Origin of the sequence: Pseudomonas sp. 32_A, assembly GCF_017490905.1 — a bacterium.
Lineage (GTDB): Bacteria > Pseudomonadota > Gammaproteobacteria > Pseudomonadales > Pseudomonadaceae > Aquipseudomonas > Aquipseudomonas inefficax.
Genome location: NZ_JAFGYI010000006.1, coordinates 25,663 through 39,500 on the forward strand (window position 1 = coordinate 25,663; position 13,838 = coordinate 39,500).

The window sequence follows — 13,838 nt, forward strand, 5'->3', positions numbered from 1 at the left end:
CATCATGCTCAAACCCATCCTTCTGGTCGAAGACAACCCTCGGGACCTGGAGCTGACGCTCCTGGCGCTGGAGCGCAGCCAGTTGGCCAACGAGGTCATCGTGCTGCGCGATGGCGCCGAGGCACTTGACTACCTGCTAAGGCGCAATGCCTATGCCGAACGTGACGATGGCAACCCCGCCGTGTTGCTGCTGGACCTGAAACTGCCAAAAGTCGACGGCCTGGAGGTGCTCAAGGAAGTGCGCGCCACCGCCGAGCTGCGCAGCATCCCGACGGTGATGCTGACGTCATCGCGCGAGGAGCCTGACCTGCTGCGCGCCTACGAGCTGGGGGTGAACGCATACGTGGTCAAACCGGTGGAGTTCAAGGAATTCGTCGCCGCCATTTCCGACCTGGGGGTGTTCTGGGCGGTACTCAACGAACCGCCACCCGGCTCGCTGCGCCTGAACCGGCGTGGCGGCATCTGAGGTGGCCGCGACGATGCAGCCAACACCGCTGAACCTGCTGATGGTCGAAGACAATTCGATGGACGCCGAGCTGACCCTGATGCGCCTGGAACGCAGCGGGCTGCAGGTGCAGGCGCAACTGGTGTTCGACCATGCCGGTGTAGAGCAGGCCCTGCGCGAAGCCCGCTACGACCTGATCCTGTGCGACTGCGTGCTGCCGGGCTCGTCCGGCACTGAAGTGCTTGCCATCGCCCAGCGCCTGGCACCGGACACGCCGTTCATCTTCCTGTCTGGCATCTACGGCGAAGAACATGCGGTGGAAATGATCCGCCTGGGCGCCACCGACTATGTACTGAAGAAAAACCTGCCGCTGCTGCCCAAGGCCGTACGCCGGGCCCTGACCGAAGTGCAGGAGCGCCAGCGCCGACGCCGCGCCGAAGAGGCCCTGGCCGACGTCGAGGCACGTGCGCGCATTGCCATCGACGCTGCCGGCATGGGCACCTGGAACATGCGCCCGCAAGAAGGCCTGTTGCTGTGGGATGACCGCTGCAAGACCCTGTTCGGCCTGCCCGCCGATACCGAAATGAGCCTCGAGGTATTTTACGCCGGCATCTACCCCGACGACCTGGCGCAGGTGCGCGAGGCGGTGGAACACGCCATGTGCCCGGAAAGTGGCGGCCACTACCGGGTCGAATTCCGCATCGCCCAACCCGCTGGCCTGGAACCGCGCTGGTTGCTCAGCAGCGGCCAGAGCCAGTTCGTCAACGACCAGTGCGTGCGCTTTTCCGGGGTGTTGCAGGACATCCACACCCAGCGGCTGGCCAACCAGGCACTGCGCCAGCTCAACGAGATGCTGGGTGAAAGGGTAGAACGCCGCACCCGCGAACGCGACCGCGCCTGGGAACTGTCGCAAGACTTGCTGGCCGTGCTCAACAAGGACCTGACCCCAGTCGCGCTGAACCCCGCCTGGGAAGCCAGCCTGGGCTTGTCCCGCGAACGCCTGAGCCAGTCGTCCTTGCTGCACCTGCTGCCCGAGCACGACCAGGAACTGCTGCTCACCGAGCTGGCCGCCCTCGCCCATGGCCGCACCAGCGCCCGCTTTGTCGGGCGCATCCTGGATGCCGGTGGCCAGCAACGCTGGTTGTCGTGGGTGGTGGTGCCGGAAGACACCCTGCTGTACGTGGTGGCGCGCGACATCACCAGCGAGCGCGAGGCCGCCCTCGGCCTGGCCGAAGCCAACGCCCGCCTGCGCGAGCAGATCGCCGAACGCGAACGCATCGAGGCTGCGCTGCAGCAGATGCAGCGGCTGGAAGCGGTCGGCCAGCTGACTGCCGGTGTGGCTCATGATTTCAACAACCTGCTGACGGTCATCCTCACCGGCGCCAGCTTCCTCGAGCGCGATCTGGCCAAAGCCGACCTGGACAAGGCCCGTGCGCGGCTCAAGCACATTCGCGAAGCCGGCGAGCGTGGCGCCAAGCTGACCTCGCAGTTGCTGGCGTTCTCCCGGCGCCAGCGCCTGGAGCCGGTGGCACTGAACCTCAACCGCACCCTGGCCGGCCTGGAAGAGTTGCTGCGCCGCACCTTGGGCGGCAACGTCTCGGTGCGCCTGGACCTGGAACCAACCCTGTGGCAGGCACTGACCGACCCGACCCAGACCGAAATGATCATTCTCAACCTGGCGATCAATGCCCGCGATGCCATGCCCGACGGCGGCCAGCTGACCCTGTCTACCCGCAACACCCGGATCGACGCCCGCCCGCAGCGCCCGGAAGACCCGGACCCCGGCGAATATGTGATGCTGAGCATCCGCGATACCGGCTGCGGCATGAGCGAAGAGGTGCTGGCCAAGGTGTTCGAGCCGTTCTTCACCACCAAGGATATCGGCAAGGGCTCGGGCCTGGGCCTGGCCCAGGTATTCGGCTTCGCCAAACAGTCCGGGGGTGGCGTGCGCATCGACACCACGCCTGGGCGTGGCACGCAGGTGGCCGTGTATCTGCCGGCAGTCAAGGGTGAAGCCGTCAGCGAACCGATGCCGTCGCTGCTCAGCCACTCGACAAGCGAAAGCGGCCATAACCGCACCGTGCTGCTGGTAGATGACGACCATCTGGTACGCGACATGCTCGGTGACGTGTTGCGCCAGTACGGCTATCAGGTGCGCCAGGCGCACAGTGGCGAACAGGCCCTGGCCTTGCTGGATGAGCAGATCGACCTGCTACTGAGCGATTTCGCCATGCCCGAGTTCAACGGCGCGCAACTGGCACTGGCGGCACGCGAGCGCTACCCGCAGCTGCCGGTGGTACTTCTTACCGGTTATGCGGAGTTGCAGGGCCTGGAGTTGCCGGGCAGCCTGGTGATCCAGAAGCCGGTACAAGCCGATGAACTGGCCCGCTTGCTGAACGAGATGCTTGGAACTGCCAGGTGACCTGACAGAGCCCCCGGAAAAACGTGCGGAAACGACAAAGCCCAGCGCTTGTCTTTCCAAGCACCGGACCGAGATACGTTTTAAGCAGAAAATGGCAGGGGCGGCTGGATTCGAACCAACGCATGGCAGGATCAAAACCTGCTGCCTTACCGCTTGGCGACGCCCCTGTATCGGATGCAGCGTTAGCTGCTCTGACAATTCCAACTGAGTGACAACTGGGTTGTTGTCTTGGAATGCGCGGCACTTTAACAACAAACTTTCGGTCTGTGAACCCCCTGATGAAAAAAAATTACCAAAAAACAGCGAGTTAGTCATTTTCGCCTTTCAGGCGGCGACCATCCGTCGCTTTCCCCCCGCCTCGCTTCAACACAATCGCATTCCTCCCTTCCAATCAGATGAGGCAATTGCATTGACCATGGAGGACTCCCATGCCTGTTTCGCACGATCTTTACCAGGACCTGCACTACCCGCGTGAAATCGTCCAGCAACGCCGCCAGCAGGACAAGGCGCTGGACCGGCTGCTCGACGAGTACATGGACATCGACAACCAGGTGCTTGCTGCCGAGTCGATCTCGGCTGGCAATTTCGAGGACGAAGACCTGCGTCACCTCAAGGAACGCCGCCTGGCCGTGAAGTACATGATCGAGCGCCAACTGGAGCGCAAGGCCTGAGCTAACCCGGCAACCTGGCCAGGGTCAGGGCGTCTGGCTCACCGTCATAGAACTGCACCAGCGCCGCCTGGAACAACGGGTTGCCGGGCGCTGCCTGGGCGAACAGGGTCAGGCACGAGCGCAGCTTGAGGTGGTCGGGGCTGCCGAGCATTTCACGGGCGCTCTTGTCGCGGTGCTGCAGCAGCGCAGTCACACAGGCTTGCAGGCGCGGGCCAAGCAGCGGATGAGCCAGGTAGGCACGGGCCTCGTCGATACCGGCCAGCGCATAGCGTGCGGCCATGGTGCTGTGGCCCAGGCCATCGAGCTGCGGGAAAACGTACCACATCCAGTGGCTGCGCTTGCGCCCGGCCTGCAGTTCCTGCATCACCTGGTCATACACAGGGTTCTGCGCCTCGACGAAGCGCTGCAGATCGACGTCGGCATGCATGCTCGCCCCTCCTCGCTCTGGTTCAGCCTTTACTGTACGCCTGCATGGCAAACCTATCTCGTCAGGTGATCAATGCCGCACATTTTCTGTATTAGTCAAAATGGCCGCTGTCGGGCAAGCTGCACGCTACCCCGTCACGCTACCCCGCCACCCGAGGAGCTTTGCTTTTGCCTGCCTGGATCCCTATCCCGCTACGCCAGCTTGGTCAGCGCCTGCTCGGCGCCACCGCCAACCAGAGTGAACTGCTCGGCTGGTTCGAGGACAAGGCGCACAGCCGCGGCTACCAGCTTAGCGACGGCCAACGCCGGGTGATCCACTGCATGGCCGAACAACTGGCGCAGCTCGAACAAGGCCAGCCGCGCAGTCTGTACCTGTACGGCGCGGTGGGCCGCGGCAAGAGCTGGCTGCTCGATGGCTTTTTCCAGGCCGTACCGGTGCAGGCCAAGCGGCGCCTGCACTTCCATGACTTCTTTGCCCGCCTGCACCAGGGCATGCACCGCCACCGGGCGCTGGACGACGCATTGGGCGCGGCCCTCGACGAACTTGTGGGAGATTGTCGGGTGCTGTGCTTCGACGAGTTCCATGTGCACGACATTGGTGATGCCATGTTGCTCACCCGCTTGTTCAATGCTCTGTTCGCCCGTGGCGTGTTCTTGCTGGTGACCTCCAACTATGCGCCCGAAGGGCTGCTGCCCAATCCGCTGTACCACGAGCGCTTCCTGCCGGTGATCCGCCTGATCAACAGCTCGATGACAGTGCTCGAAGTGGGTGGTGACACCGATTTCCGCAGCCTCCCGGCCAACCGCGAGCATCAGCGCTTTACCCGGGGCCACTATGTATGGCCGGGGAATACGGCGCAGCGCCAGGCGCTCAAGGTGCCGGATGAACAGCCGGTGATGCTGGAAGTGAACAAGCGCCCGCTGCGCGCACTGGCCGTCGATGGCCGGCGGGTGGTGCTGGGCTTTGACGACCTGTGTGAAAAGGCCACGGCAGTGATCGACTACCTGGTACTGGCCGGGCAGTACGATGAGTGGATCATCGATGGGCTGGATGACTTGTCGGAGTGTTCGCTGGCAGCGCAGCAGCGCTTCGTCAACCTGGTGGATGTACTGTATGACCAGGACCGGCAGGTACTGGTGATCGGCAAGCGGCCGCTGGAAGAAAGCCTAGGCGGGCCGCTTGCCGACCTGATGCGTACCCGTAGCCGGTTGGGGCAGTTGCATCAGATAGCCCCCTAGAACTGCATTGCCTGGGCCGGCCTCTTCGCGGGTAAACCCGCTCCCACAGATGCTGCGCAGTTTTCAAGTCCTGCGACATCCCTGTGGGAGCGGGCATGCCCGCGAAGAGGCCAGCAAAGTCAAAACATCAACCCGCCCTGGGCAAATCCGCCAGCACCGCCTCGATCTCGCCCAGCACCGCAGGGTCGTCCAGGGTCGAAGGCGGCACATAGTCCTGCCCATCGGCAATCTTGCGCAGCACCGCCCGCAGAATCTTCCCCGAGCGGGTCTTGGGCAAGCGCTTGACCAGACGCACCCGGTTGAAGCAGGCCAACGGACCAATTTCCTCACGCACGCTGCCCACCAGCTCCACCAGCAGCTGAGCCTCGGCAATGCCCTCGCCGTCCTTGAGCACCACCAGGGCCAACGGCACCTGCCCCTTGATCTCGTCATGCACGCCAATCACCGCGCACTCGGCCACTGCCGGGTGGCGCGCCACCAGGTCCTCCATCTCGCCAGTGGACAGCCGGTGCCCGGACACGTTGATGACGTCATCGGTGCGCCCCATGATGTAGACGAAGCCGTCATCGTCGAGGTAGCCGCCATCGCCAGTGTGGTAATACCCCGGGTAAGTACGCAGGTAAGCCTGCAGGTAACGCTCGTGGTCGCCCCACAGCGTCTGGCTGCACCCGGGCGGCAATGGCAGGGCGATGACGATCGAGCCCTGGTGGTTCGGCCCCAGCAGGTTGCCCTCGTCATCCAGCACGCGCACGTGATAGCCCGGCACCGCCCGGTTGCTCGACCCCGGCTTCGCCGCGCTGCCTTCCAGCCCCACACAGGGCGCGGTGACTGGCCAGCCAGTCTCGGTCTGCCACCAGTGGTCGTGCACCGGCTTGCCACTGACCCGTTCCAGCCATTCGTGGGTGCTGGAATCAAGTTTTTCCCCGGCCAGGAACAACTGGCGCAACGAGCTCAGGTCATGCTTGCGGATCAGCTCGCCCTCCGGGTCTTCCTTGCGGATGGCACGCATGGCAGTGGGTGCACAGAACAGCGCGTTGACCTTGTATTGCTCCACTACCCGCCAGTAGGCGGAGGCGTCCGGGGTGCGGATCGGCTTGCCTTCGTAGAACACCGTGGTGCAGCCGCTCATCAACGGCCCGTAAACGATCAGTGAATGGCCAACCACCCAGCCCACATCGGAAATGCCCCACCATACATCGCCAGCCTGCATGCCGTAGATATGGCGCATGGCATAGCACAGCGCCACGGCGTTGCCGCCGTTTTCCCGCACGATGCCCTTGGGTTTGCCGGTGGTGCCCGAGGTGTACATGATGTACAGCGGGTCGCCCGCATCCAGCTCGACCGGGGCCACCGGTTCGGCGCCGGTCAATGCTGCCTGCCAGTCCAGGTCGCGGCCCGCCTGCAGTTCGGCATGCGCCTGCTGGCGCTGCAGCACCAGCACGTTGCGCGGCTGGTGCCGGGCCAGTTGCAGGGCGCGGTCTACCAGCGGCTTGTATTCGATCACCCGGTCGAATTCCAGCCCGCACGATGCCGTCAGCAGCAGCGTCGGCCGGGCATCGTCGATGCGCAGGGCCAGCTCGTTGGCGGCAAAACCACCAAACACCACCGAGTGCACCGCGCCAATCCGTGCGCAGGCCAGCATGGCCATGGCCGCCTGCGGCACCATGGGCATGTAGATGATCACGCCATCGCCCTTGTTCACCCCCAGCTGGCGCAGCAAGCCGGCCAGGCGCGCCACCTCGTCACGCAATTGGTGGTAGGTGTAGGCCTGCTGCACGCCGGTCACCGGCGAATCGTAGATCAGCGCCAACTGCTCGCCACGGCCCTGCTCGATCTGGTGATCGAGGGCCAGGTAGCAGCTGTTCAGGCGGCCATCGGCGAACCAGCGGTGGGTGCCGTCGGCGTTGTCTTGCAGGGTGAGGGCAGGCTTGCGGTGCCAGGCCAGGTGCGCGGCCTGTTCCGCCCAGAAAGCGGCAGGGTCGGAAATGGAATGGGCGTAGCTGTGCTGGTAGCTCATATCGAAGGGAACCCGGTACTTGTTGTTATTGAAGGGCGAAACTTAAGTATGGACCGCTACGCCCGCGCCGCCATGGGACTAAAGTCACAACCGACCTGCAAATTTGCAGACAAGGCAAAAACGCCCCACAACGGTGCAAAGCCTCTAGAATAGGCCACCCCTTCCGCCACCGAGCAGCTCATGGACATCGATCAGGCCCGTACCTTTCTGGAAATCGTGCGTTGCGGCAGCCTGGTCGCCGCCGCCGAACGCCTGTTCGTGTCACAGACAGCGATCACCGCGCGGGTACAGCGCCTGGAGCAGCAACTGGGCTGCCAACTGTTCGTGCGCAGCCGCAACGGTGCCAGCCTGACCAGCGACGGCGAAGCGTTCGTCAGTTATGCCAACCAGCTGGTGCAAACCTGGGAAGCGGCGCGCCGCGACCTGCCGCTGCCCGAAGGCTGCCAGCAGGTGCTGCACGTGGGTGGTGAAGTAAGCCTGGGCAACCCGATGATGCTCGACTGGGTCAGCGCCCTGCACCGCGAGCTGCCCAGCCATGCCATCCGCAGCGAGGTGAGCGATGGCGAATCGCTGCTGCGCAAGGTCGAGATGGGGCTGCTGGATGCCGCGCTGGTCTATCAGCCTACCTATGGCCCGGGCCTGCAGGTGGAGCAGTTGATGGAGGAGAAGCTGATCCGTGTGCGCCGGGTCGACCAGCCAGACCCGTACATCTACATCGACTGGGGCGAGGCCTTCCGGCGCCAGCATGATGCTGCCCTGCCCGACTGCGCGCGCCCGGCGCTCAGCTTCAACCTTGGCCCGCTGGCCTTGCAGTTCATACTCGACCAGGGCGGCAGTGGCTACTTCCGCACGCGGGTGGTGCAGGCCTATCTGGACAGCGGTGTGTTCGAGCGGGTACCGCAGGCGCCGGAGTTCACCTACCCGACCTTCCTGGTGTACCCGCGCAAACGCGACAGCGAAGCCCTGCAACAGGCTTTTGCCATCCTGCGCCGGCTGGTGGCCGCCGGCGCCAGCGACTGGTCACAACGCTGGGACCCGGTTATCTGAAGCCTCGGCCTTGCTGAGCAGCTGGCGCTTGAGGCCGGCGATCAGGTCGGTCTGGGTGATCACCCCCACCAACTGGTCGCCATCGAGCACTGGCAGGCAATGCAGGCCTTGTTCGCACAGCAATGGCAGCAAGCGCTCCAGCGGGTGCTGGCTGCTGACGCTGATCACCCGGCGGCTCATCACCTGCTCCATGCGCACCGCCTTGCGGCCGAACAAGCCGCGCCAACTGAAGTGACCACGCTGCATGGCCGGGCCGACCAGGTCGCTGAGGCTGACGATGCCCACCAGCTTGCCCTGCTGCAGCACCGGCAGGGTTTTCAGGTGGTGGCTGGCCAGCAGTTTCCAGGCCTGCTCCAGGGTGGTGTCGGGCGTGGCGAACTGCACGTCGCGGGACATGACCGAGGCCGCGGTGATGCCGCCGAGGCTGCGCTGCAGGGCGTGTTGCTCGGTGGCCAGGATGATGCGCTCCAGTTCGTCACGGGTGACGTCGACGAACTCGCCCAGTTCCTCCAGGGCCTGGTCCAGGTCTTCTGCGCGAATGCCGACCCGTTCGCTGGGCAGCGGGTCATGGGTGTGGTGCAGGTCCTTGCGCGGCACCGCGCCTTTCGGGTAACGCACGCCGGTGAGGCGGTTGTAGAAGATCGCCACAGTTACCAGAATCAGCGCGTTGAGCAGCACCGGCTCCAGCAGGTGGTCGCCCATGGCGCTCAGCCCCGGGTCGGCCAGTACTGCGCTTACTGCCACTCCGCCACCGGGTGGGTGCAGGCAGCGCAGCAGGCACATCACCAGGATCGAGATACCCAGAGCGGCAGCAGCCACCCACAGCTCCGGGCCGAAGCCCTGGCGCATGGCCAGACCGACCGCACCGGCCAGGGCATAGCTGCCCAATACCGGCCAAGGCTGGGCCAACGGGCCGGAGTGCACGGCGAACACCAGCACGGCCGATGCCGCAAGCGGGCCGAGCAGGTGCAAGGCAATACTGGGGCCATAGGCCATGCTGGTCAGCCAGCCGGCGAGGAACAGGCCGAACAACGCGCCGATACCGGCACGCAACCATTCTTTGGGGGGAATATTCAAAGGCGCTGGCAACAGCCGCTGCAGACGACTTTCGGAACGCGAGGCAGACATGTAAGTAATCGAGATCTTTGGTTTTCTTGATTAAAAAGAAAGCCCAGCCGAGGTGGCCTGGGCCTCGTATTGCGAGTGCAATATCACAAGGGGCTCCGTCCATGGAGAGATGGAAACCGCAGGGTTTCGTGGGGGAATTTTGCCGGGTGGGGTGAGATTGGGCCAATTCAAAAAAATGCGGCTGTACTGCAATTTTTTTGCAGTGGTGATATGGCCAGCAAATTCCTCAAGCGCGCCGCGCAACTTGTGGGAGCGGGTTCACCCGCGAAGAATGCGACACGGTGCATGGCACCGGCTTCGCCGGTGTTCGCGGGTAAACCCGCTCCCACAGGGACCCGGTATTACCGAGCCTTGCGCGGCAGGTCAATGCTCACCCGCAAGCCACCCAGGGGGCTATCCAGCAGCGCCAGGCGCCCGCCCCAGGCCTCGACGATATCGCGCACGATGCCCAGCCCCAGGCCATGCCCTGACACCTGCTCGTCCAACCGCGAACCACGCTCAAGCACTTGCTGCCGCTGGCCCTCGGGGATACCGGGGCCATCATCATCGACCCACACCTGGTAGCCCTCGGCATTCGCCGCGATACCCAGCCGCACTTCGCTGTCGGCCCACTTGCAGGCGTTGTCCAGCAAGTTGCCGAGCAGCTCCAGGAAGTCCTCGCGGTCCCACGGCAGCAGCAGCCCGGGCGGTACATCCCTGGCCAGCAGCAGGCCCTCGCCATGAATCATGCCCAATGTCCCCAGCAACCCCGGCAGTTCGACGTCGCAGTCGAACTGCGCGCCCGGCAGCGCATCCCCCGCCAGGCGCGCACGGTTCAGCTCACGCGCCAAGCGTTGCTGAATCTGCTCCAGCTGCTCGCGCATCTGCGTGCGAACATCCGGCAGGTCCTTCAGGCGCTCGCTGGAGGCCAGGCTCAGCAACACCGCCAACGGCGTCTTCAGTGCATGGCCCAGGTTGCCCAAGGCATTGCGCGAGCGGCGCAGGCTGTCTTCGGTATGGCTCAGCAAATGGTTGATCTGCCCCACCAGCGGCGCCAGTTCGCTGGGCACTTCGGCATCCAGCTGCGAGCGCTGGCCCTGCTGCAACTGGGCGATCTGCTGGCGTGCCCGCTCCAGTGGCTGCAGCGAGCGGGTCACGGTGATGCGCTGCAGCACCAGCACCAGGATCAGCGCCACCAGGCCCATGCCCAGGCCGATCTGCTGCAGGCGCCGGAAACCTTCGCGCACTGGCGAATAATCCTGCGCCACGCTGATCGAGATATCCTGACCCAGGCGCCGGTAGTCGGCACGCAGGGCAAGCAGTTGCTGGCCTTCCGGGCCGAGTTCGTGGCTGTCGGAAAGCCCCGGCGCAGCGGGCTTGGGCATGTCCAGATCCCACAGCGAACGGGAACGCCAGGTGCCTTTATCGAAATCGATGCGGAAGTAATAGCCGGAAAACGGCCGCTGGTAGGCGGCCGAGATACGCCGCTCATCCAGTTGCAGGCCCGAGGGCCCGCGCACCAGGGCCACCAGCAGGTTTTCGCTTTCCTTGCGCAGGCCGTTCTCCAGGTAGCGCTGCAGGCCGACCTCGAACAACCACAGGGTCAGTTGCGCCAGTACCAGGCCGACTACCACCAGCACCGCCACCAGGCCCAGGCTCAGGCGTGCCTGGATCGACTTCACGCAGCGCTCCCGGCATAGATGTAGCCTTGCCCGCGGCGGGTCTCGATGACGCTGCGACCCAGCTTGCGCCGCAGGTGGTTGACGTGCACTTCCAGCACGTTGGAGTCGCGCTCGGTTTCACCGTCGTAGAGGTGTTCGGCCAGGTGGCTCTTGGACAGGATCTGCTGCGGATGCAGCATGAAATAGCGCAGCAGGCGGAACTCGGCGGCGGTCAGCTGGATGTCCACGCCGTCACGGCTCACGCACTGGCGGCTTTCGTCCAGGTGCAGGCCGGCCGCTTCCAGCGTCGGCTGGTTGGCCAGGCCACGGGCACGGCGCAACAACGCCTGGATGCGCAACTGCAGTTCTTCGGGGTGGAAGGGTTTGCTCAGGTAGTCATCGGCCCCCGCCTTCAACCCTTCGATACGCTCGGCCCACGAGCCACGGGCAGTAAGGATCAACACCGGCGTGGCCAGGCCGGCGGCACGCCACTGGGCCAGCACCTCCAGGCCCGGCAGGCCCGGCAGGCCAAGGTCCAGGATGATCAGGTCGTAGGGCTCGCTCTGGCCCTGGTACACCGCGTCGCGGCCGTCGGCCAGCCAGTCCACGGCGTAGCCCTGGCGCTGCAGGGCGGCGGTCAGTTCATCGGCCAGCGGTACATTGTCCTCGACAAGCAACAGGCGCATTCAGTCGTCTTCCTCGTCTTTGAGCAGGGCACCGCTGCTGGCGTCGAGCTTGATCTCGCGCACCACGCCTTCAGCCGTCAGCAACTCGACTTCGTATTCGTAGCGATTGTCGTCCTCTTCCAGCTCGGCCTCCAGCAAGCGCGCCCCGGGGTGACGCCCCAGGGCGGTTTCCAGCAGATGCTCGAGCGGCAGGATGACACCCTTCTGGCGTAGTTCCAGGGCCTCGTCCTGATCGAGGTCGCGGGCAACGGCCAGGGAACACACGGCCAGCAGCGCCAGCGCGAGGTAGCGCGCCGGCCGCAGTAGGTGGATCATCAGTTGTCCCGCTCGTCCTTCAGCACTTCACCGGTCTTGGCGTCCAGCGCCACGTCCCATTCGACGTTCTGCATGTCGCGCAGCTCGACCTTGTAGATATAACGGCCGTACTCGTCTTCAAGCTCCGAGTCGGTGACGGTGGCACCCGGGTGCTTGGCCACGGCGGCGGCCTTGAGCTCGTCCAGCGACTTGACGGTCTTGGCATTGACCAGCTTGACCACTTCGTCGGGCTGCACATCCTTGGCGATGGCGGAATGGGCGCCCAGGGCAAGGGCGGCGGCTACGGTGAACAGGGCAGTCATGTGTTTCATCGTTCTTCTCTCCTGAGAACTGTGCAAGTTGTCTACGGGGTTAAGATTAACCACCGGTCCTTAATTCAACCTGAAAACAACTGGCGGCATGATAGCGCAGGTCAGGCTGCTGTCTCGCCATCGCTGAATCCTGCCCGGTCCCTGTGGGAGCGGGCTTGCCCGCGAACACCGGCCCAGCCGGTGCCATACACCACGTTGCATGCTTCGCGGGTGAACCCGCTCCCACAGGGTATCCGCATGAAGCCTTATAATGACCGCCTGCCGCCGAAGAGTCCCGCCATGAGCGCCATTCACATCAAATACCCCGCCCTCACCTTCAAGGCCGGCCAACGTGCCCTGCGGCAGGTCCGCGAGCGCGGCCTGCAGGCAGCCGATGTCGGTGTGCTGCCGGGTGCGGCGGGTGGGCCGAAGCCGCTGGGCATCCAGGGCCTGGACCTGGCGCTGTTCGGTGAGTGGCTACCGTCGGCACCACGCCAGCGTGCGTTGATTGGCGCCTCGATCGGCGCCTGGCGCTTCGCCAGTGCCTGCCTCGACGACCCGGTCACAGGCATCCGTCGCCTTGGCGAACTGTACACCGAGCAGGATTTCGCCAAGGGCGTCACCCCGGCCGAAATCAGCCGCAGCTGCCAGCACATGCTCGATGACCTGCTGCAAGGCCGCGACGGCCAGCTGTTGGCCAATCCGCACTATCGCCTGAACATCCTGGTGGTGAAGAGCCATGGCCAGCTCGCCCACGACCATCGCGGCCGCCTGGGCCTCGGCCTGGGCGCGGTGATAGCCAGCAACCTGCTCGGCCGTTCGCGCCTGGCTCGGCACTTCGAGCGCATCATCCTGCACGACGGCCGCGCCACGCCGCCGCTCGATGCACTGACCGACTTCCCCTCGCGCTGCCTGCCGCTGGACCTGGCCAACCTCCGCCATGCCCTGCTCGCCTCGGGTTCCATCCCAATGGTCATGGCAGGTGTGAAAGACATCCCCGGCGCAGGTACGGGTACCTACCGCGACGGCGGCCTGCTCGACTACCACCTCGACCTGCCCTACCGCGGCGACGACCTGGTGCTGTACCCGCATTTCACCGACAAGGTCGTGCCAGGCTGGTTCGACAAGGCCCTGCCTTGGCGCAGGGGCGATGCCACACGCCTGCAGAACGTGCTGTTGATGACGCCTTCGCCGCAGTACCTGGCAGCCCTGCCCTACGGCAAACTGCCCGATCGCAACGATTTCAAGCGCTTCATGGGTGATGCAGCAAGCCGTAAACGCTACTGGTACAAGGCCATTGCCGAGAGCCAGCGGCTGGGTGACGAGCTGCTGGAGCTGATCACCACCGGGCGGTTGCACGAACGCCTGCAAGCCTTGTAGCTGCCATGCTGGTAGACTGCGCGCATTATCGATTCACACAGAGTCATGCCAGCGTGGAAATTTTCAAAGATTCCACAGTGGATTCCCGCCGAAAACCGAGAGATACCACAACCGGCCATGACGCCCTTAAAC

13 protein-coding genes and 1 tRNA gene are annotated in these 13,838 nt (G+C 64.6%); 6 read left to right on the forward strand and 8 right to left on the reverse strand.

The annotated features are described in order from the left end of the window. Positions 1-4 precede the first annotated feature (4 nt). Both J5M58_RS05540 and J5M58_RS05545 read left to right on the forward strand, forming a co-directional pair. Positions 5-466: a response regulator gene (locus J5M58_RS05540; RefSeq protein WP_112252346.1), complete on the forward strand. Its 462-nt coding sequence runs from the start codon at positions 5-7 to the stop codon at positions 464-466. Between the two features lie 13 nt (positions 467-479). After that, positions 480-2,867, forward strand: coding sequence for a response regulator (locus tag J5M58_RS05545; protein ID WP_112252345.1), 2,388 nt, complete (start codon positions 480-482; stop codon positions 2,865-2,867). Between the two features lie 92 nt (positions 2,868-2,959). Here the strand turns inward: J5M58_RS05545 and J5M58_RS05550 are convergent. Next, positions 2,960-3,034, reverse strand: a tRNA-Gln gene (locus tag J5M58_RS05550). Between the two features lie 261 nt (positions 3,035-3,295). Here J5M58_RS05550 and J5M58_RS05555 point away from each other — a divergent pair. Next, on the forward strand, positions 3,296-3,538 hold the full coding sequence (locus J5M58_RS05555) for a hypothetical protein (protein ID WP_085624636.1): 243 nt from the start codon (positions 3,296-3,298) through the stop codon (positions 3,536-3,538). A 1-nt stretch (position 3,539) separates the two neighbouring features. Here J5M58_RS05555 and J5M58_RS05560 read toward each other — a convergent pair whose 3' ends face one another. Continuing rightward, positions 3,540-3,965: a DUF1810 domain-containing protein gene (locus J5M58_RS05560; RefSeq protein ID WP_112252344.1), complete on the reverse strand. Its 426-nt coding sequence runs from the start codon at positions 3,963-3,965 to the stop codon at positions 3,540-3,542. A gap of 167 nt (positions 3,966-4,132) precedes the next feature. Between J5M58_RS05560 and zapE the strand changes: the two genes are divergently transcribed. Then, a complete protein-coding gene (gene zapE / locus J5M58_RS05565) occupies positions 4,133-5,203 on the forward strand; it encodes a cell division protein ZapE (protein ID WP_207877412.1) in 1,071 nt (356 codons plus the stop codon). 127 nt (positions 5,204-5,330) lie between these two features. Here the strand turns inward: zapE and J5M58_RS05570 are convergent, their stop codons facing one another. Beyond that, on the reverse strand, positions 5,331-7,220 hold the full coding sequence (locus tag J5M58_RS05570) for a propionyl-CoA synthetase (RefSeq protein WP_207877414.1): 1,890 nt from the start codon (positions 7,218-7,220) through the stop codon (positions 5,331-5,333). 180 nt (positions 7,221-7,400) lie between these two features. On the opposite strand from J5M58_RS05570, the gene J5M58_RS05575 reads away from it, so the two are divergent. After that, positions 7,401-8,267, forward strand: a complete 867-nt coding sequence (locus tag J5M58_RS05575; RefSeq protein WP_112252341.1) for a LysR family transcriptional regulator — start codon at positions 7,401-7,403, stop codon at positions 8,265-8,267. Here the strand turns inward: J5M58_RS05575 and J5M58_RS05580 are convergent. From J5M58_RS05580 to J5M58_RS05600, 5 genes are all read right to left on the reverse strand, one after another. Further along, on the reverse strand, positions 8,241-9,395 hold the full coding sequence (locus J5M58_RS05580) for an HPP family protein (protein ID WP_207877417.1): 1,155 nt from the start codon (positions 9,393-9,395) through the stop codon (positions 8,241-8,243). The two genes, J5M58_RS05575 and J5M58_RS05580, sit on opposite strands and share 27 nt — an antisense overlap. A gap of 341 nt (positions 9,396-9,736) precedes the next feature. Continuing rightward, positions 9,737-11,056 (reverse strand): sensor histidine kinase, encoded by a 1,320-nt coding sequence (locus tag J5M58_RS05585; RefSeq protein ID WP_112252339.1) that lies wholly within the window; start codon positions 11,054-11,056, stop codon positions 9,737-9,739. After that, complete coding sequence (locus J5M58_RS05590) at positions 11,053-11,721, reverse strand: response regulator transcription factor (protein ID WP_112252338.1); 669 nt, start codon at positions 11,719-11,721, stop codon at positions 11,053-11,055. Before J5M58_RS05590 ends, J5M58_RS05585 begins: the two co-directional genes overlap by 4 nt. Beyond that, a complete protein-coding gene (locus J5M58_RS05595; RefSeq protein WP_133971027.1) occupies positions 11,722-12,036 on the reverse strand; it encodes a PepSY domain-containing protein in 315 nt (104 codons plus the stop codon). Continuing rightward, positions 12,036-12,347, reverse strand: a complete 312-nt coding sequence (locus J5M58_RS05600; RefSeq protein ID WP_112252336.1) for a PepSY domain-containing protein — start codon at positions 12,345-12,347, stop codon at positions 12,036-12,038. The genes J5M58_RS05595 and J5M58_RS05600 overlap by 1 nt, the downstream gene beginning before the upstream one ends. Before the next feature lie 279 nt (positions 12,348-12,626). On the opposite strand from J5M58_RS05600, the gene J5M58_RS05605 reads away from it, so the two are divergent. After that, positions 12,627-13,706: a patatin-like phospholipase family protein gene (locus J5M58_RS05605; protein WP_207877419.1), complete on the forward strand. Its 1,080-nt coding sequence runs from the start codon at positions 12,627-12,629 to the stop codon at positions 13,704-13,706. The last annotated feature ends 132 nt before the right edge of the window (positions 13,707-13,838 follow it).